Raw genomic sequence first — 18,900 nt, forward strand, 5'->3', positions numbered from 1 at the left:
GATTCTTTCTCAAAATGATTCAAGAATTTATCTAGTAAAGTTTAATAATTGTTCTCTCCAGTATTCATACTGTTTCTGTCTTAGTTCGATTTCTTTTGGAAGACCTTCAGAAAGAGAGTTGGTTAGGGTGTTAAAATTGTCAAGAATGGAGACGATTCTTTTTTGTTCGGAAAATGGGGGTAAGTAGAACGTTACTTTATCAATAGCATCCTTAGATAATCTAGGAATACTAGCCTTTCGAACCTGTGATTTAAGTCTATCTTGCTTACTTAACAAGACATAGTACATAAATTTATCAGAAATATTATCTGACGTTGCTAATGTGTAGACATCATCTGCCGCCCAAAAGTCCATAGCGCTATACCCAATTTCACCAGCCGCCCCTGCACAAATTACAAAACTAGTATTTTTCACTCTGTTTGATTCGGTATAATATCCCAAGGGCGCCAAACTATTTTGATAAACTGGAACACTTCCTGAAGTAGTTAGTTGCTTTCTAACAAGACGTTTCCCACGTTGCAAATTGACAACTTGTCCCACCTTCACTCGAATTGGACCAAATACCCACTGTAAAAGCTTGATAATAGCGGAGTTGTCCCACTCCTCTACTCTACTCTCAGTGTACTCGCCTTCGGCGACGAATGTCAAGAGTTTTTCTCTAAAATATTCGTACTGTTTTTGACGTAGTTCAATCTCCCTAGGCAGTCCAATATTTAAATCGTTACAAACCGTATCAAAGTTATCTAAAACTTGAACAATACGTGACTGGATTTCAAGAGACGGCACTGGAATTTTCAATGATGAAAATGTAGATAAATTAAGATTATCCTGTGCGCTACCATAACTCTTATTTGCAAGATAATCTTTTATTGAATTTAAATAATAGTAAACATATTCTGTAATGGCAAATTCTGGATTTGCAACAAACCCTATAATACTATCAGGGAAACATGCATCAAATCCTAATAATCCAGTTTCCGCTATATTAGCAGCAATTGTGATACATAATGTTCCCTTTTCCCACTGCTTACTTTGTTGTAATCCAAATTCATTATAAGTTTGAGAATAGTTTTCAATCCATTTACCAGCCTCTCTTATATCTCCAGTCTGTATGAACGGTATATCACCACCATATAGTCTCACGTCATTTCTAGGCCGATGTTTTGATTTTCCACGACCAAAATCTTTTGCTATTTCCGAGAGTGTCTTCCACTCAACCTGATAAACTTCATCCTCAAAGGATAAGAGTTTATCTCGATAATAAGAATATTGCTTTTTACGTGAGGTCAATTCTGAGGTCAATTCTGAGGTCAATTCTGTAACATACTCAGTCATTTTGTCAAGTATTTGCACGATTTTTTCTTGAATTTCTAGAGGAGGAATTGGAATAAGAATTTTTGAAACATCCTTGGGATATACGTGAGGTACTCCTGAACCTTTTTTCAAACTAAAAAGAATTTCTTGCTTTTCAAGAAGATAATGATATAAAAACTTTGGGATTAAAGTACCTTCAAGAGGCTCAATTGAAAAAGCATCCGAAACAAAAATAGGCTCATCCCAATACATTACAAAACCTGCATATGCTCCACTACCAGCAACCGTTATAGTTTCACCTTCTCTATTAAATTCACCGTGAAAGTATGCTGGCTTCTGACCTCCAGAAATAACTGGATAGGGTCCTTCAGTTGTGGTTTTTGAGGTAATTGTTTTCCCTCGTTTTAAAAGTGCTACTTTCCCCAACTCTTTCCACTCAACAGGGCAGTTTTGGATTTCTTCTAGGATGTTCATAATTTACCTCCTAGTTTCTCTACAATCTTATCTATCTCAGCACGTAAGTAGTCAATCTTAGTGACGGTCTCAGCGATTTCTTGATTGAGAACATCAATATCAATCTTTTCACGTGTATCTTCTTGTTCAACATAGGTAGAGACAGAAAGGTTGTAATCCTGCTCTGAACCAATCGCTTCATTATCAACAAGAGCTGCTTTATAGTCTACACTTTGATAATTGGTAAATAATTCTACGATATGATCGATATTCTCATCTGTCAAGACATTGTTATTGGTCTCTTTTTTGAATTCCTTACTCGCATCGATAAAGAGGGTTTTATTTTCTAGTTTATTTTTCGCCAACACTAAAATCGTAGTCGCAATAGAAGTTCCAAAGAAGAGATTGTCTGGAAGGGAAATCACTGCTTCAACAAAGTTGTTATCTACTAGATACTGACGAATGGTCTTTTCAGCTCCTCCACGATAGAAAATTCCTGGAAAACATACAATAGCTGCTCGACCTTTATTGGACAAGTGATTGAGACTATGCATGATAAAGGCAAAGTCAGCTTTTGACTTAGGAGCTAGCTTACCAGCTGGCGCAAAGCGGTCATCATTTATTAGAGTTGGATCTCCATCTCCCACCCATTTGACAGAATACGGAGGGTTAGAAACGATAGCATCAAATGGCTTTTCTTCTAAATGCTGAGGATTTAAAAGGGTATCTCCTCGCTTAATATCAAAGTTATTGTAGTTGATATTGTGCAAGAACATATTCATACGAGCCAAGTTATAGTTGGTCATGTTAATTTCTTGACCAAAGAATCCATCTTCTAGAATATGGTCTTCATATTGTTTTTTCATTTGAAGAAGGAGAGAGCCTGAACCACATGTTGGGTCATAGACCTTGTTAATCTTGTCCTTGCCGACCATCACTAGACGAGCTAGTAGTTTAGAGACTGTCTGAGGTGTGAAAAATTCACCCCCACTTTTTCCTGCATTACTTGCATAGTTGGAAATCAAGAACTCATAAGCATCCCCAAAGGCATCGATGTCATTTTCCTCAAAGTTACCAAAGTTAATGCTATTGATACCATTTAGAATGTCAGAAAGTCGTTTATTTTTTTCTGGAACAGTTCCACCAAGGATATTGCTTCGTGTGTCCAAGTTATCAAACAAACCTTTGATATCATCCTCTGATTTGAAGCCAATCGCTGATTTCTCAATAGCTTGGAAAATATTGGCCAAGTCTTCGTTTAAATTTTCATTTTGCGAGGCATCCTCGACAATATTTTTAAATAGTTGACTCGGAAGAATAAAGAATCCCTTATCCTCAACTGTTCCTGGTTTGAAATCTTGCTCAGCTTCTTGGTCACTCAATTCAGCATAACGAAATTCTAAGTCGCCAGCTTCATGCTCGGCGCGGTCAAAATAGTCTGCCATATGCTCTGAAATAAAGCGATAGAAAAGGATACCTAGGATATATTGCTTAAAATCCCAACCATCTACAGCACCACGAACATCGTCCGCAATCGCCCAAATTTTACGATGCAGTTCCTTGCGTTCTGTATTTTCTTTACTTGCCATTTTTACTTTCCTTATTAAATAAATGTATTATCTTTTCTATTTTATCATATTTTAAAAAAAACCACTCGAAGCGAGAAGAACGAGTGGGATAGAAATGTTTTTAGATTAAGATTTTACAATTTTATTCTATAAATTCAATTATTTTTTGATTTTATTAAGATAGTAGAACATTTTTCATACCATCCTTATCATCACTCTTTATAAATACAAGATTTCGTTTTCCTGTTAACTCTACCAATTTTTCTTTACCAAGAATGATTGCAAGATTCTTAATAATCGAACGTTTAGCAGGCTCATCAAAATAAGTAAAAACAAATCGATAAATATATTTTCCATTCTCTGCTAATTCAAAACATTTTTGAAATATTTCCTTATCCAAAGGATCAACCGAGTGACCAAAAACAATAATATTCTTTGAATTTGGAAGTTGACCACCGAATGCATCACCTATATCATAGAAAGTTCGTTTAAAAAATTCTTCAAATTTATTTCCAGTTTCCTTAACAACTCTTTGGTAATATTTCTGATAAGGAATTAAATCACTGTTGACATCATTTTCTTTGTCCTCAATTCCAAAGACCATAGTATTAATTCGACTGAAGGGTCTATCTAAATCAATTCGGCCATGTATGAAATGAGTTCTCTCCTCAGAAGTCCCAAATAAATATCCTGATGTATTAGTATAATTAAAGTTTAAAACAGAGGAATTTGACAAATCAGATATTGCATCTAGAGCTGTTGAACTTGCTTCAATCCTTCGAATATCAAAATCTAAATAATCTAAATACGACAGATAAATTTCTAATAGTTCTGTTAATAAATTTAACTGTTCGATAAAAATGTAATTTAATTTATTCAATACCAAATCTCTATCCAAAAACTTCCATTCATAGTGACTGTAGAGTGGAGCGAATACCTCTGCAATAAAGTATTTTGCGCTGAAATTAGTTTCATTTTTCAAACTATCTCTACTTTTTCTAACTGGATGTATATCTGATAAATCATATAGTAATTTCATATTCTCTTTAAAATACATTATTGCATCCGCGAGTTGGGAGATCATGATTTCAAGATTAGACCAATTATCTCCAAGAGTATCTTTGTTTTCGTTGATAAATTTCAAATATAAATTATCTTTGTATTTCTCAATACTAATATTTTTAGCTTTTAGAAACTCCAGTAACTCATCATCTGGATTATAAAATAATTGTTTTTCAAACTCAATAAAATCGGTATATCTTGTATCTCGGTTCATCGCACGATCAAACCCGTTGCCCAATATTAAAATTGTATCTACCATAAAATTTCCTCTTATCTATTATAATTGGATTATCTTTTACACTTTTTTATCACTTCCACTATAACAGAAACATATGTTTTTCAGTCTTTTTCTCTAACATTATACCACGAAACCACAAAAATCCCCTTAGAATTCCGCTTCTAAGGGGTTGTCTTTATCCTGCTGCTTGGGCTGGTTCTGCTGGTTTGGTCTTTTTATCTTTTTTGCTACTAGCGATAAGACGGCGCTTGCTATCTCGGATGCTATTGAGTTCCTTGAGGAGTTGAGTCAGGTGTTCCTTTTCAGGGTAGGCTTCTGCACTGGCTGCGGTATAGCGCATAAAGAGATCGTAGCTAGTCGAAAGTTCAGTACGGAGTTGTCTGGTCTTGCCGACTTCCTTGGCAGACTTGTGAGCACGCGCCTTACTTTCCACTTGGTCATATTCCTCTTGAGCATTGACCACCGCTGTCAGCATAGGAGTTAGCCCTAGGCTGATCACTGCCTCATGATAGGGTGTTTCACTAAGCGTTTTGAGCAGGCTCTTGATTTCTGCCGTTTCCACATCGTTGCTGTGCTTAGTGATGTCCTTGTACTTGGCAAAGACTGGTTTCAGAGTTTCATGAGCTTCTTTGAGCTTAACATCCTTAATCTTAGCAAATCCTCTATGAAGGGTAAAGAGACCGACCAAGGCACTATCACGATTGCGATCAACTTCTGTCAGATTACTAGACTCTTTCGTTTCCACCACTGCAAGTTGAGCTTGAAAATCATCCAGCTTGGTTTTGAAGGGTTCCAAATGTTTGGCATACATAGCTTCATCCTTGTTTGCCTTAGAGAAAGTGACCAAAATTTGATGAGTATCCATCATCAGGCTTTCAAACTCACGGTTGGTAAAGTTGCTGTAACTAAGAGGGCGAATAGCGTATGTTTTTGTCATGATGATATCCTTTCTATTTAACGAATCATTTATTATCTTCTCTATCAAACCAAGACTGGATTAGTTCTGGAAGATAGACCTGTTTTTGATCTGTTTTTACAATGCTTCCTTGTCTAGGAGGTTGAACCAAAGGTCTATCCTTAAATACAAAGACTTGAAACAATGCACAGACCAAAAATAGAAGCCCCCATAAAGGAAGTGTCGATAGCATACTCTCCTCATCATCTTTAACTTTCTTCATCAATTTTTCTCCTTTAAGTTGATACATTCATTCTAACAGTTTCCAAAACATTTTAACCCCCATCCGCTCAACTGTCATTATTTCCATTCAAAATGTACTTTTCAGGACAAATCAGACTGTTCCAAATTAAAAAATCTCTATCTGACTAGACAAACATTCCGTCTGTTAGATAGAGACTCTTACTATTTTTGGAGTTTAACTTTTCTAGCTTTAGAATACATATAAACTTTAGGGAAGACGACTATTCGAAAGTTCGAAGACCTCAAAACTTTCGTAGATAAGCTATTCGAAACGAAGAATACTTTTAAATTTATGGAATAACAATTGTTCTAAACATAGAATACATTTAAACTTTAGGATAGAGACCTATTCTAAGTCTAGAAGGACTATCTCCCAACCCTCAACGGCTCAATGACTTCCTCTACTAGCTGGGTATAGGCTTCCTTGATTTGTTTTTTATAGAGGAGAGGATTGAGGGCATCTGCCACCTCTAGCTTATAGTCCTGATAGCGCTGGCTCTTAGTCAGTTGGCTTTCTCCTAGTTGTTTTTTAGCTCCCTTACGGTAATGTTCGGCATAGTAACGGAGTTCATCCTCGCCGACATACCAGCGCTTGCTAAAGACTTGGATATGTTGCTGGATGACAGCCTCTATCATCTGATCCAAGATATTGGCAATGGACTGACCACGATAGCTTTCTGGATGTTCTTGAACTTCTCTCCAAAGTTCAGTGATAATCTGAGCAAGATTGGGATTGGTCTTCTCAAGACTCTGAATATAGTTATCCACGGCTTCCTTATCTTGAGAGCTTAGGTGCTTTTCTTGACTTTGACCTTGTTCAATCAGGCTTTGGATCAAGGTTAGGATATAGGCATAGTTGATTTCGTCCACTTGGATAGACTCCAGTTCATAGTGGATATCAAGTGGCTCTCCATCGTCATCATCCTCTACTCGACTTTTTAATTCTGCAAGGACATTTCGATAAAGGCCCAGATACCTTTCCAACTTCTCTCCATCAAGTCCCGTCTGACTGTAAACTTCTTCCTCATCATACTCTTTATACACTCGGATAGAGGCTAGGTACTTATCAAGAGCTTGATAGGTTTTAGCTAGTTTCCTCAACTCAGGCGTAGAGACTTGCTCGAAATCTAGACCATTCACATAGTCATCAGTAGCAAGATTTTTGAAATCACTGCAACTCCGTAAAAAGTTCCTCTTTTCCTCTTCCCATCTTGGAGCTAGAACCTCGTTTTCACCACCATTTGAGTAGAGCTTGAGGGCATTATCTACTGCTTCCTTAAAGGCTAGAGGCTTTTGGAAGGTGATGATATGACCGTAGGTCTTACTGCTGTCAAAAATACGGTTGGTTCGGCTAAAAGCCTGAATCAAGTCCTGCGGTTGCATGGGCTTGCGATCAATAAAGAGGGTCGATAAACAAGGGGCATCAAATCCCGTTAAGAGACGATTGACCACGATAACCAAGTCTAACTGCTCATTGCGATAGAGGTATTTATCCTGCTTTCGAGCTAGACGGTTATTGACATCCGTATTAAAGCCACGCAGATCCGCCATGGTAAAATGGGTATCAAACTCTTGGTTATAGTCTTCTAAAACCTGCTTCATGTGGTCTTGATTGGCTCTTGAGTCTTCTTCATTTTCTGTGACCGAGTAGGTGATGGTCGCCTTTGGAAAATCAAGAAGGACCTGCTTAACCCTCTCCGACACCTTGACACGTGTCTCCCCAGCCTTGACCCGTTTGAGCAGGTCATAGTAGGCTTGGGCTTGAGGGATTGACTTGACGGTCAGGATAGCATTATAGGTCTTACCCACTCCTTTTTGGAAGCCTAGCTGTTGACGGGATTTATTGATAATGGCATCCAAGACTTCCAGCATATGCTCCTCATCCTCGTAGACAGTATCTGGTATGTCATTTTCGGATTTATCCGTGATGAGGGTATTGCGATAATCTACCTTAAAGCCTAAAACAGCTCCATCATGGATGGCTTCCTTGACTGTATACTCATGGAGACGGTCACCGTACTGCTGCTGGGTGGTTTGGGCTAAATCGCCGACTTGCTGGCGTTTATTTTCCTTAAAGATAGGTGTGCCTGTAAAACCATACCAGAGAGACTGTGGGAAAAAGGTCTTAATGTCTTTTTGTGTTTGAGGTGTTACGGCACGGTGGCATTCATCCACGACAAAGGCCACTCGGAGGCCCTTGATTTTGTCCGCATCTCTTTGGTAAAGACCTTGCTCAAACTTACGCATCATGGTGGTGATTTTCTGGATAGTCGTTACCACCACACGCTTATCGTTACTTCCTAGTCGCTTGACCAAATCATGAGTATTATCCGTCTCATCAATATCAATGACATCATTGGTCGCATAGGATAGAAATGATGAAGTGGTCTGTTGGTCCAAGTCTCTGCGGTCAACGACAAAAATTGTCTTTTGAATAGATGGAATCTGGAGGAGATTTCTCGCCACCTTATATGAAGTCAAGGTCTTTCCTGAACCAGTCGTATGCCAGACATAGCCAGACTCCTGACGGCGAGAAGCTTCCTGAACAGCCTCAATAGCATGAATCTGGTAGGGACGCAGGAGGATGAGAGCCTTCTTACTATCATCAAGGACAGAATACTGCATGACCATCTGGTGGGCACGAGGGATGGAAAGGACTTCGTGAGCAAAGCTGGTCAAGCTCGTTATGGGTTGATTGTCCTTATCCACCCACTTGGTTAGAAATTGCTTGTTGAGTTTATTTTCTCTGGCTGCAGCGATATAGCGTGTGTCTACCTTATTGGTCACAACAAACATCTGTAAACTAGAGTAGATGCCACGGAACTTGCCTTCCCTATCATACTTCTTAATTTGATGAAAGGCATCTAGAAAAGCAACTCTGGGACTTTTAAGCTCGATCTGAATCATTGGAAGGCCATTGATCAAGAGGGTCACATCTAGCCTGCGGTCTTGATCCTGAGGATTTATCTTATCTCTCTCGACTTGGTTGACAACCTCATAACTAGACTTACCAGCTGCGATATTGTCTCGCCAAATGACAGATAAACGGATAGTCCCCAAACTAGCATCTTCTCTCTGAACCTCAACCTTGGCAATGCCATTTTCGCCGACCAACCACTTGGCCGCATCATAGTAGCTAACAAAGTTCAGTTGATTCTTTATCTGGCGTTTTTCCTGTTCTGTCAGGGGATGATCTGCCAATAGAGCAACATTGTTCTGGGCTAGCTTTTCAAAGAAGTTTTCCCATAATTGCTCTTCTGTTTTAAGGTCATCTCTGTAAGTCCATTGACTTTCCCCAGTCACCAGTTGGTTGATCAGTTGTTTTTCTATCTCCAGTTCTGGTTTTACCTGTATCATACTCTCTCCTTTGCTACATGTCTGCTCCCTTTATTATAGCATGTTTAGGCTCAAAATCCATCACTCTTCCCTCAGCAAAAAGACTCATTCCCCCTTTCTCCTCCAAAATATGGTATAGTAGAGTTATACTATCTATGAGGAGTTCACATGTCACATGATAAACAAATGAAAGCTGTTTCTCCCCTTCTGCAGCAAGTTATCAACATCTCATCGATTGTCGGTGGAGTTGGAAGTTTGATTTTCTGTATTTGGGCTTATCAGGCTGGGGTTTTACAGTCTAAAGAAACCCTCTCTGCCTTTATCCAGCAGGCAGGTATCTGGGGGCCACCTCTCTTTATCTTTTTACAGATTTTACAGACGGTCGTCCCTATCATTCCTGGGGCCTTGACCTCGGTGGCTGGGGTCTTTATCTACGGGCACATCATCGGGACTATCTACAACTATATCGGCATCGTGATTGGCTGTGCCATTATCTTCTATCTGGTGCGCCTCTATGGAGCTGCCTTTGTCCAGTCTGTCGTCAGCAAGCGTACCTATGACAAGTATATCGGCTGGTTGGACAAGGGCAATCGTTTTGACCGTTTCTTTATCTTTATGATGATTTGGCCCATTAGTCCGGCTGACTTTCTCTGTATGCTGGCCGCCCTGACCAAGATGAGTTTCAAGCGCTATATGACCATCATCATTCTGACCAAGCCCTTTACCCTCGTGGTTTATACCTACGGTCTGACCTATATTATCGACTTTTTCTGGCAAATGCTTTGACACATAAAAAATCCGTTTGGTTGCCCAAGCGGATTTTGTGCTTTATTTTGAAACTTCTTTTGCAAGAACAAAGTTTCCAAGTGTGGCAGAACCATTTCCTGCAACTGCTGGCGTCACGATGTAGTCACGCACGTCTGGTACTGGTAAGTATCCATTGAGAAGAGCTGTAAATTTCTCACGAACACGATCCAGCATGTGTTGTTGGGCCATGACCCCACCACCAAAGACGATCACGTCTGGGCGGAAAGTCACTGTAGCATTAACCGCAGCTTGAGCGATGTAGTAGGCTTGAACATCCCAGACAGAGCTGTTAAGTTCAATGTTTTCACCACGAATACCTGTACGAGCTTCTAGACTTGGACCAGCCGCAAAGCCTTCCAAACATCCTTTGTGGAATGGACAAACACCGTTGAATTCTTTTTCAATATCCATTGGGTGTTTAGCCACGTAGTAGTGACCCATTTCAGGGTGACCTACACCACCAATAAACTCACCACGTTGGATAACACCTGCACCGATACCTGTACCGATTGTGTAGTAAACCAAGTTTTCGATACGACCACCAGCATTATTACGAGCAACCACTTCACCATAAGCAGAGCTGTTTACGTCTGTAGTGAAGTACATTGGCACGTTTAGGGCGCGACGAAGGGCACCAAGCAAGTCCACATTTGCCCAGTTTGGTTTTGGAGTCGTCGTGATAAAGCCATAAGTTTTTGAGTTTTTATCAATATCAATCGGACCAAATGAACCAACTGCAAGACCAGCAAGGTTATCGAATTTTGAGAAGAACTCGATGGTTTTATCGATTGTTTCGATTGGAGTTGTTGTTGGAAATTGTGTTTTTTCCACAACGTTAAAGTTTTCATCACCGACAGCACAGACAAACTTTGTACCGCCCGCTTCCAAGCTTCCATATAATTTTGTCATGATAAACCTCTTGTTTTTATTTTCTTTATTATAGCATATTTCGAAAGTCTAAATTTCTCTATTTTTTAGATTTTCCTCTGTAAATCTTACCATTCAAGCAAAAACGAACAAACATGTCATTTGTTCGTTTTCATTTTGAGAGGATTGATTAGATTTTCACTTCGATCACAGCATCCCCCTTCGCAACTGAACCTGTTGCGACTGGAGCTACTGAAGCGTAGTCAGCTGTATTTGTAACGATAACCATTGTTGTATCATCAAGTCCAGCTGCAGCGATTTTGTTTGAGTCAAATGTTCCAAGAATATCGCCTGCTTTCACCTTGTCACCTTGAGCAACTTTTGCTTCAAAGCCTTCACCATTCATAGATACAGTGTCAATACCAACGTGAATCAAAACTTCAGCACCATCAGTTGTTTTCAAACCAAAAGCGTGTCCTGTTGGAAAGGCAATTGAAACTTCAGCATCAGCTGGTGCATATACCACACCTTGACTTGGTTTCACAGCGATACCTTGTCCCATAGCTCCACTTGAGAAGACTGGATCATTGACATCAGCAAGAGCTACAACATCACCGACGATAGGAGTTACAAGTGTTTCATTTTGAAGAGTTGCTGGAATGTTACCAGTTGTTTCTTCTTGGACCAAACGTTCTGTCTCTACTTCAGTAGCAACTTCTTTTTCATCCTCGTAACCAAACATGTAAGTGAGGGCAAAACCAAGTGCAAATGATACGGCTACCATGAGAAGATATTGTGCAAGTTGTCCGTTACCGATGTAAAGCATTGTACCAGGGATGACGGTGATACCATTACCAGTACCAGCAAGTCCAAGGATAGAAGCCAATCCACCACCGATTGCACCAGCAATCAATGAAAGGAAGAATGGTTTACGGAAGCGCAAGTTCACCCCGAAGATAGCAGGCTCTGTAATACCGAGGAAGGCTGAAAGAGCTGCTGGGAAAGCAAGTGTTTTTAGTTTTGGATTTTTCGTTTTAACACCAACCGCAACAGTCGCAGCACCTTGAGCTGTCATAGCAGCTGTGATGATCGCGTTGAATGGGTTAGCATGGTCAGCAGCAAGCAATTGAACTTCAAGCAAGTTGAAGATGTGGTGCACACCTGACACGACGATCAATTGGTGAACCCCACCGATCAAGAAACCACCAAGACCAAATGGCAAGCTGAGGATAGCTTTTGTAGCGATAAGGATGTAGTTTTCAACGACGTGGAAGACTGGTCCAATGACAAAGAGTCCAAGGATAGACATGACCAAAAGTGTCACGAATGGCGTTACCAAGAGGTCAATCACATCTGGAACAACCTTGCGGACAGCTTTTTCAAATTTAGCTCCGACAACCCCGATGATGAAGGCTGGAAGAACGGAACCTTGTAAACCAACAACAGGGATGAAACCAAAGAAGTTCATAGCTGTTACTTCACCACCTGAAGCAACTGCCCAAGCGTTTGGAAGCGAGTCAGAAACAAGCATCATACCAAGAACGATACCAACGGCTGGATTTCCACCGAATACACGGAAGGTTGACCACACAACCAAACCTGGCAAGATGATGAAGGCTGTATCTGTCAAGATTTGAGTGTAAGTTGTCACATCAGCTGGAAGTGTCATTCCAAGAGCAGTCAAGAGACCACGCACACCCATAAAGAGACCTGTCGCTACGATAACTGGGATGATTGGAACGAAAACGTCACCGAAAGTACGGATAGCACGTTGGAACCAGTTCCCTTGTTTGGCAGCTTCTGCTTTCATATCATCTTTAGATGATGTTGGCAAACCAAGTGCAACAACTTCATCGTACATTTTGTTAACTGTACCTGTACCAAAGATGATTTGGTATTGACCTGAGTTAAAGAAAGCACCTTGAACTTTTTCCAAGTTCTCAATCACTTCTTTATTGATTTTTCCTTCATCTTTGACCATGACACGAAGACGAGTCGCACAGTGGGCAACACTGTTGACATTTTCACGTCCGCCCAAGGCATCGATGACTTTTTTTGCAATTTCCTGATTGTTCATTTGCAAAAATCTCCTTATATAAAATTTTGTTCTTGTTTGAAAGCGATTTTATCCGCCCTTACGACTATTATTTTATCATGTTTTAGAAATATGTCAAGCGTTTTGCAGAAAAATATTCTATCCACTTAGTAGACACGCTTTAGATTGATTGTTATTGACTGTTTTATCAGGCATTCCTTAAAAAAATAAGTTTAAAACCTTGGTTAAAAAGGCTTTTATTTCATTATCTTTCATATTTTATTAAAAAGTTGATTGATTTTCTGCTTTTATTTTGTGATAAACGTTTGATAGTTTTTTCTCTTTTTTAACATAAAAGGCTTGCATTTTTAATCGAAAACGGTTACTATTAAAAGTGATAAGATTTTTGGAGGAATGAATGAATGGAATGGACAACTGAGCGTCGTTATAGACCCTATGAAGATTGGACGCAAGAAGAAATTCAAAATATAAAAGAAAATATGGCACAATCTCCATGGCATACTCATTACCATGTTGAGCCAAAAACAGGACTTCTCAACGACCCAAATGGCTTTTCTTACTTTGATGGCAAGTGGATCCTCTTTTACCAGAATTTTCCTTTTGGTGCAGCCCACGGTTTAAAATCTTGGGTGCAATTGGAAAGCGAGGACTTGGTTCACTTTACAGAAACTGGAGTCAAAGTTTTGCCTGATACTCCATTAGATAGCCACGGTGCCTACTCTGGTTCTGCTATGCAATTTGGTGATAACTTGTTCCTATTCTATACAGGAAATGTCCGCGATGAAAACTGGATTCGTCACCCATACCAAATCGGGGCTTTGATGGACAAGGATGGCAAGATTACGAAGATTGACAAGATCTTGATTGACCAGCCAGCAGATTCTACAGACCACTTCCGCGATCCGCAAATTTTTAATTTTAAAGGTCAATACTATGCCATCGTCGGTGGACAAGATTTGGAGAAAAAAGGCTTCGTTCGTCTCTACAAAGCTATTGACAACGACTACACAAACTGGCAAGCTGTTGGCGACCTTGACTTTGCTAACGACCGCACTGCCTATATGATGGAATGCCCAAATCTGATCTTTGTAGGGGAGCAACCTGTCCTTCTTTACTGCCCACAAGGATTGGATAAGAAAGTTCTAGATTACGATAATATCTATCCAAATATGTATAAGATTGGGGCTTCCTTTGACCCTGAAAATGCCAAAATGGTAGATGTGTCTCAACTTCAAAACATGGACTATGGTTTCGAAGCCTATGCAACTCAAGCCTTCAACTCTCCTGATGGACGTGCTCTAGCTGTTAGCTGGCTTGGTTTGCCAGATGTTTCTTACCCTTCTGATCGTTTTGACCACCAAGGAACCTTCTCTTTGGTCAAAGAACTCACTATCAAAGACGGTAAACTCTACCAATACCCAGTCGCAGCTGTCAAGGACCTTCGTGCTTCTGAAGAAGCCTTCTCAAATCGTGCCCAAACCAATAACACTTACGAACTTGAACTCAACTTGGAAGCCAATAGCCAGAGCGAGATTGTCTTACTTGCTGATAAAGAAGGCAAGGGACTTTCAATCAACTTTGACCTTGTAAATGGTCAAGTGACAGTGGATCGTAGCCAAGCTGGTGAACAGTACGCTCAAGAATTTGGGACAACTCGTTCTTGCCCAATCGATAACCAGGCTACTACTGCTACAATCTTCATCGATAACTCTGTCTTTGAAATTTTCATCAATAAAGGAGAAAAAGTATTTTCTGGTCGTGTCTTCCCACATGCGGACCAAAATGGTATCCTGATCAAATCTGGAAACCCAACTGGAACTTACTATGAATTAGATTATGGTCGCAAAACTAACTGATGTCGCAAAACTTGCAGGTGTCAGCCCTACTACCGTTTCTCGGGTTATCAATAAAAAAGGCTATCTCTCTGAGAAAACCATTCAAAAGGTAAATGAAGCCATGCGAGAATTGGGCTATAAACCCAATAATCTGGCTCGTAGTCTGCAAGGAAAGTCAGCTAAGTTAATCGGCTTGATTTTTCCCAATATTTCCAATGTTTTCTATGCAGAATTAATTGATAAACTGGAACACCAACTCTTCAAAAATGGTTACAAGACCATCATCTGCAACAGTGAGCATGATTCTGAAAAAGAACGCGAGTACATCGAAATGCTGGAAGCCAATCAGGTGGACGGTATCATTTCTGGTAGTCACAACTTAGGAATTGAAGACTACAATCGTGTGACAGCACCGATTATTTCCTTTGACCGAAACCTATCGCCAGACATTCCAGTCGTTTCCTCTGACAACTACGCTGGTGGGGTTCTTGCTGCCCAGACCTTAGTCAAGACAGGCGCCCAGTCTATCATCATGATTACAGGAAATGACAATTCTAACTCGCCAACTGGACTACGCCACGCTGGCTTTGCATCTGTTCTCCCCAAAGCACCTATTATCAATGTTTCCAGTGACTTTTCTCCTGTCAGAAAAGAAATGGAAATCAAGAATATCTTGACTCGACAAAAGCCAGATGCCATTTTTGCTTCAGATGATTTGACAGCTATTCTGGTCATTAAAATTGCTCAAGAACTAGGCATTTCTGTTCCTGAAGAGCTCAAAGTCATCGGCTACGATGGGACCTATTTTATCGAGAACTACTACCCTCATTTGACGACTGTGAAGCAACCTATGCAAGAGATTGCCCAACTCACTGTTGACCTACTCTTACAAAAAATCGAAGATAAGGAAGTCGCGACAACTGGTTACTTCTTACCAGTCACCCTATTACCAGGAAAAAGTATTTAATACTCTTCAAAAATCTCTTCAAACCACGTCAGCGTCGCCTTACCGTAGATATATGTAACTGACTTCGTCAGTCTTATCTACAACCTCAAAGCAGTGCTTTGAGCAGCTTGCGGCTAGCTTCCTAGTTTGCTCTTTGATTTTCATTGAGTATAAGCACAAGAAAACTCAGACTGCCTTCGTCTGAGTTTTTTATAATCTTAAATTTTCGAGATAGCGCTGGGCTGTCTCAAGGTTAAAGGTTTTATCTGCGATAAGTTGCTCGACTAGGGGAGCAACTTCAGATTCACTGGCACCTGCTAGGAGAGCCAAGGATTTGGCCTGCAATTTCATGTGCCCTTGCTGAATCCCTGTGCTCACCAAGGCTTTGAGAGCCGCAAAGTTTTGGGCAAGACCGATAGACACGATAAGCTGGGCTAATTCTTTAGCAGAAGGATTTCCCAGTAGTTCATGACTGAGGGCTACACGAGGGTTGAGACCGATAGAGCCACCCTTTGTCGCTACAGGCATAGGCAGGGTCATCTCACCGACCAATTCTTCTCTCTCAACGTCCAGTGTCCATTGACTAAGACCTTGATAGTGTCCTTCTCTACTAGCAAAGGCATGAGCTCCTGCCTCAATAGCACGCCAGTCATTACCAGTTGCAATCAAAACAGCATCAATACCATTAAAAATCCCTTTATTGTGGGTAGCAGCTCGATAAGAATCAGCTTGCGCAAATTGGCTAGCCAAAGCCATTCTCTCCGCAATTTCTCGTCCTTGATCCTTTTGGCGGCTCAAGTAACGAAAGGCGATGCGACAGCTTGCAGTCACCAGAGAATCAGTCGCGTAATTAGACAGGATTCCCATAAGACTCTGTCCCTGACTGAGTTCTTCTAAGACTGGTTTCAAGGCTTCCAGCATGGTGTTGAGCATATTGGCTCCCATAGCTTCCTGGGTATCGACATGGAGATAAACAACGAGAAAGTCAGTTTCGCCTTTTATCTGCTCTACATGCAAATCACGCGCCCCGCCCCCGCGTTTAACGATAGAAGGATAGGCTTGATTGGCAAGTTCCAAGAGTTCGGCTTTCTTGCTGGCAATTTTCTCTTGCGCTTGTTCAGGATTAGCAACTTGATAAAGAGCTACCTGCCCAATCATCTGGCGCTCATGGACTTGGGCAATAAAACCGCCTGCTCGCTTGATGATTTTACTGGCATAGCTGGCCGCAGCAACCACTGAGGGTTCTTCTGTCACATAGGGAACTGTGTATTCCTGACCGTTAACGAGAACCTCTGGGACCAGCGAATAAGGCAGAGAAAAAGTTCCCACCACATTCTCACTCAGCTGGTCTGCCACAGTCACACTAATCTGTTCATCCTGCTCCAAACTCACTTGCTTCTCAGGACTAAGGAGCGCCTGAGCTTTTAACAGCTCGAGGCGCTCTTGGTATGATTTTTTAGAAAATCCATTCCAACTTATCTTCATTATTTTTCAACCTTGCTATAACGGCGTTGGTGGTCAACAATTTCAACCAAGGCAAAATCTTGATTTTCATAGCCAGCAAACTGGGCAGAATTTGTTTCATCTAAGTCTACTTCCTCAAAGAAGACTTTTTCATAGTCAGCAACAGACAGGGCAGTTCGTTGGTTGAGCTTGTTTAAACGGTCTTTATCCAGATAAGCTTCATACCCTTCAACCAATGCACCACTGAAGAACTCAGCCACAGCACCACTTCCGTAACTATAAAGGGCGATTTTATCCCCAGCCTTCAAGCTATCTGTATTTTCCAAGAGAGATAAAAGTCCAAGGAAGAGGGAACCAGTGTAGATATTCCCCACCTTTTGACTGTAGAGAATAGACTGGTCAAAATGCTTTTGCAAGAGGTCTTTCTTCTCTTGAGACAGGCTCTTATCCATGATTTTTTTCAAACCTTTTAGCGCCAATTTAGGATAAGGCAAGTGGAAACAAACAGCCGCAAAATCATCTAAGGTAAGCTGGTAGCGTTTTTGGTATTCAAGCCAAGTCGTTTTCAAACTATCCAAGTATTGTTGGGTAGAATAAACACCATTTACATAAGGGGTTGTTGAGTAATTTGGACGCCAGAAATCCATGATGTCACGAGTCTGAGCCACATTGTCGTTATTAAAGGCCATAATGCGTGGATTTTGTGTAATTAACATAGCCACACTTCCAGCACCCTGAGTGGGTTCTCCAGGTGTTTCAATACCATATTTGGCAATATCACTGGCAATAACTAAAACTTTGGACTCTGGAGAATTTTCCACATGCAATTTGGCATAATGAAGGGCCGCTGTCGCTCCATAGCAGGCTTCTTTAATCTCAAAACTACGAGCAAAGGGCTGGATGCCCAGCAAGCCATGCACAAAGACGGCCGCAGCCTTACTCTGGTCAATTCCTGACTCAGTAGCCACAATGACCATGTCAATTTCTGCTCTCTCTTGCTCAGTTAAAATAGAGTCACTTGCACTGGCCGCCAAGGTCACGATATCCTCAGTTAGGGGCGCAATACTCAATTCCTTGAGCAAGAGTCCTTTGCTTAATTTTTCAGGGTCAATTCCCCTCGCTTCTGCTAAGTCTTGTAATTTCAAGACATATTGACTGGTCGCAAAACCAATCTTATCAATACCGATTGTCATATTTACCTCTGTTTTATCATTCATTGTAAAAAATCGTTCTATACTATTTTATCACAAATAGCAGTAAAAGAGAGAAAAAAGACTTGATTCACCAAATCAAGTCCCTTATTATTCTAACCATTATGCTGTTTTCGTAAGTGAGAATAAAGTCTGAGAATCACTGTTCCGCTAGCCATTCCAATAGAAATCACCAAAGCCAGCATAACAACCAAGGTTGCACTAGCAATGGCATGACTGTAATCTCCCGTCACAAAAAAGGCAGTTGTCCGATAGGAGAGATAACCCGGAACCAGAGGTGCCAAGATGGCCAAGATAAAGACTACAGCAGGTGTCTTATAAAGAATACTTAAAATCTGGCTGACACAAGAACCGATAATGGCTGCAATAAAAGTAGCCACAATAACATTGGTCGGTTCCTTGAGCAAGAGATAGATTAGCCAGACAGCCATGCCCAAAATCCCTCCTGGTAAGAGCATAGAACGTTGCACATTGAGTACGATTAAAAAAGTGATGATAGCAAGAAGACTTGCTACTGCTTGTAATAAAAAGGTTGTTAGTGTCAT

The 18,900-nt window shown here is 40.7% G+C and carries 14 protein-coding genes; 3 read left to right on the forward strand and 11 right to left on the reverse strand.

Translation table 11 applies throughout. The features are described from left to right. Positions 1-27 precede the first annotated feature (27 nt). The 6 genes from QM408_RS02585 to QM408_RS02610 form a co-directional block, all read right to left on the reverse strand. Positions 28-1,788 carry a restriction endonuclease subunit S gene (locus QM408_RS02585; RefSeq protein ID WP_414373492.1) on the reverse strand — a complete coding sequence of 587 codons (1,761 nt, stop codon included), beginning with the start codon at positions 1,786-1,788 and terminating at the stop codon, positions 28-30. Next, a complete protein-coding gene (locus tag QM408_RS02590) occupies positions 1,785-3,356 on the reverse strand; it encodes a type I restriction-modification system subunit M (protein ID WP_229294530.1) in 1,572 nt (523 codons plus the stop codon). Before QM408_RS02590 ends, QM408_RS02585 begins: the two co-directional genes overlap by 4 nt. 154 nt (positions 3,357-3,510) lie before the next feature. Then, positions 3,511-4,656 (reverse strand): AbiH family protein, encoded by a 1,146-nt coding sequence (locus tag QM408_RS02595; protein ID WP_229294529.1) that lies wholly within the window; start codon positions 4,654-4,656, stop codon positions 3,511-3,513. Between the two features lie 154 nt (positions 4,657-4,810). Then, positions 4,811-5,572: a DUF6261 family protein gene (locus QM408_RS02600; RefSeq protein ID WP_414373495.1), complete on the reverse strand. Its 762-nt coding sequence runs from the start codon at positions 5,570-5,572 to the stop codon at positions 4,811-4,813. Between the two features lie 25 nt (positions 5,573-5,597). After that, positions 5,598-5,813, reverse strand: coding sequence for a hypothetical protein (locus tag QM408_RS02605; protein WP_049516278.1), 216 nt, complete (start codon positions 5,811-5,813; stop codon positions 5,598-5,600). Between the two features lie 386 nt (positions 5,814-6,199). Beyond that, complete coding sequence (locus tag QM408_RS02610; protein ID WP_049516276.1) at positions 6,200-9,190, reverse strand: type I restriction endonuclease subunit R; 2,991 nt, start codon at positions 9,188-9,190, stop codon at positions 6,200-6,202. Between the two features lie 147 nt (positions 9,191-9,337). Between QM408_RS02610 and QM408_RS02615 the strand changes: the two genes are divergently transcribed. Then, entirely contained in the window at positions 9,338-9,955 is a 618-nt protein-coding gene (locus QM408_RS02615; RefSeq protein WP_049516275.1) for a TVP38/TMEM64 family protein, read from the forward strand. Between the two features lie 42 nt (positions 9,956-9,997). Here QM408_RS02615 and scrK read toward each other — a convergent pair whose 3' ends face one another. Then, on the reverse strand, positions 9,998-10,885 hold the full coding sequence (gene scrK / locus QM408_RS02620) for a fructokinase ScrK (protein WP_049516273.1): 888 nt from the start codon (positions 10,883-10,885) through the stop codon (positions 9,998-10,000). A 148-nt stretch (positions 10,886-11,033) separates the two neighbouring features. Then, positions 11,034-12,920, reverse strand: a complete 1,887-nt coding sequence (locus tag QM408_RS02625) for a sucrose-specific PTS transporter subunit IIBC (RefSeq protein WP_049516271.1) — start codon at positions 12,918-12,920, stop codon at positions 11,034-11,036. Between the two features lie 380 nt (positions 12,921-13,300). Between QM408_RS02625 and QM408_RS02630 the strand changes: the two genes are divergently transcribed. Together QM408_RS02630 and QM408_RS02635 are read left to right on the forward strand one after the other, a co-directional pair. Next, positions 13,301-14,755, forward strand: coding sequence for a sucrose-6-phosphate hydrolase (locus QM408_RS02630; protein WP_414373501.1), 1,455 nt, complete (start codon positions 13,301-13,303; stop codon positions 14,753-14,755). Then, positions 14,736-15,701, forward strand: a complete 966-nt coding sequence (locus QM408_RS02635) for a LacI family DNA-binding transcriptional regulator (protein ID WP_414373503.1) — start codon at positions 14,736-14,738, stop codon at positions 15,699-15,701. The genes QM408_RS02630 and QM408_RS02635 overlap by 20 nt, the downstream gene beginning before the upstream one ends. Before the next feature lie 189 nt (positions 15,702-15,890). Here QM408_RS02635 and QM408_RS02640 read toward each other — a convergent pair whose 3' ends face one another. The 3 genes from QM408_RS02640 to QM408_RS02650 form a co-directional block, all read right to left on the reverse strand. Then, on the reverse strand, positions 15,891-17,165 hold the full coding sequence (locus QM408_RS02640; protein ID WP_414373506.1) for a hydroxymethylglutaryl-CoA reductase, degradative: 1,275 nt from the start codon (positions 17,163-17,165) through the stop codon (positions 15,891-15,893). Beyond that, positions 17,165-18,337, reverse strand: a complete 1,173-nt coding sequence (locus QM408_RS02645) for a hydroxymethylglutaryl-CoA synthase (protein ID WP_049492083.1) — start codon at positions 18,335-18,337, stop codon at positions 17,165-17,167. Before QM408_RS02645 ends, QM408_RS02640 begins: the two co-directional genes overlap by 1 nt. A gap of 113 nt (positions 18,338-18,450) precedes the next feature. After that, entirely contained in the window at positions 18,451-18,900 is a 450-nt protein-coding gene (locus QM408_RS02650; protein WP_020901615.1) for a threonine/serine exporter family protein, read from the reverse strand.

This window comes from Streptococcus mitis (assembly GCF_047464965.1).
GTDB classification, from domain to species: domain Bacteria; phylum Bacillota; class Bacilli; order Lactobacillales; family Streptococcaceae; genus Streptococcus; species Streptococcus mitis_DU.

Coding starts and splice junctions, on each gene's coding strand:
- QM408_RS02585 (WP_414373492.1), bottom strand. CDS start 1,788: ATGAACATCCTAGAAGAAATCCAAAACTGCCCTGTTGAGTGGAAAGAG.
- QM408_RS02590 (WP_229294530.1), bottom strand. CDS start 3,356: ATGGCAAGTAAAGAAAATACAGAACGCAAGGAACTGCATCGTAAAATT.
- QM408_RS02595 (WP_229294529.1), bottom strand. CDS start 4,656: ATGGTAGATACAATTTTAATATTGGGCAACGGGTTTGATCGTGCGATG.
- QM408_RS02600 (WP_414373495.1), bottom strand. CDS start 5,572: ATGACAAAAACATACGCTATTCGCCCTCTTAGTTACAGCAACTTTACC.
- QM408_RS02605 (WP_049516278.1), bottom strand. CDS start 5,813: ATGAAGAAAGTTAAAGATGATGAGGAGAGTATGCTATCGACACTTCCT.
- QM408_RS02610 (WP_049516276.1), bottom strand. CDS start 9,190: ATGATACAGGTAAAACCAGAACTGGAGATAGAAAAACAACTGATCAAC.
- QM408_RS02615 (WP_049516275.1), top strand. CDS start 9,338: ATGTCACATGATAAACAAATGAAAGCTGTTTCTCCCCTTCTGCAGCAA.
- scrK (WP_049516273.1), bottom strand. CDS start 10,885: ATGACAAAATTATATGGAAGCTTGGAAGCGGGCGGTACAAAGTTTGTC.
- QM408_RS02625 (WP_049516271.1), bottom strand. CDS start 12,920: ATGAACAATCAGGAAATTGCAAAAAAAGTCATCGATGCCTTGGGCGGA.
- QM408_RS02630 (WP_414373501.1), top strand. CDS start 13,301: ATGGAATGGACAACTGAGCGTCGTTATAGACCCTATGAAGATTGGACG.
- QM408_RS02635 (WP_414373503.1), top strand. CDS start 14,736: ATGGTCGCAAAACTAACTGATGTCGCAAAACTTGCAGGTGTCAGCCCT.
- QM408_RS02640 (WP_414373506.1), bottom strand. CDS start 17,165: ATGAAGATAAGTTGGAATGGATTTTCTAAAAAATCATACCAAGAGCGC.
- QM408_RS02645 (WP_049492083.1), bottom strand. CDS start 18,337: ATGACAATCGGTATTGATAAGATTGGTTTTGCGACCAGTCAATATGTC.
- QM408_RS02650 (WP_020901615.1), bottom strand. CDS start 18,900: ATGACACTAACAACCTTTTTATTACAAGCAGTAGCAAGTCTTCTTGCT.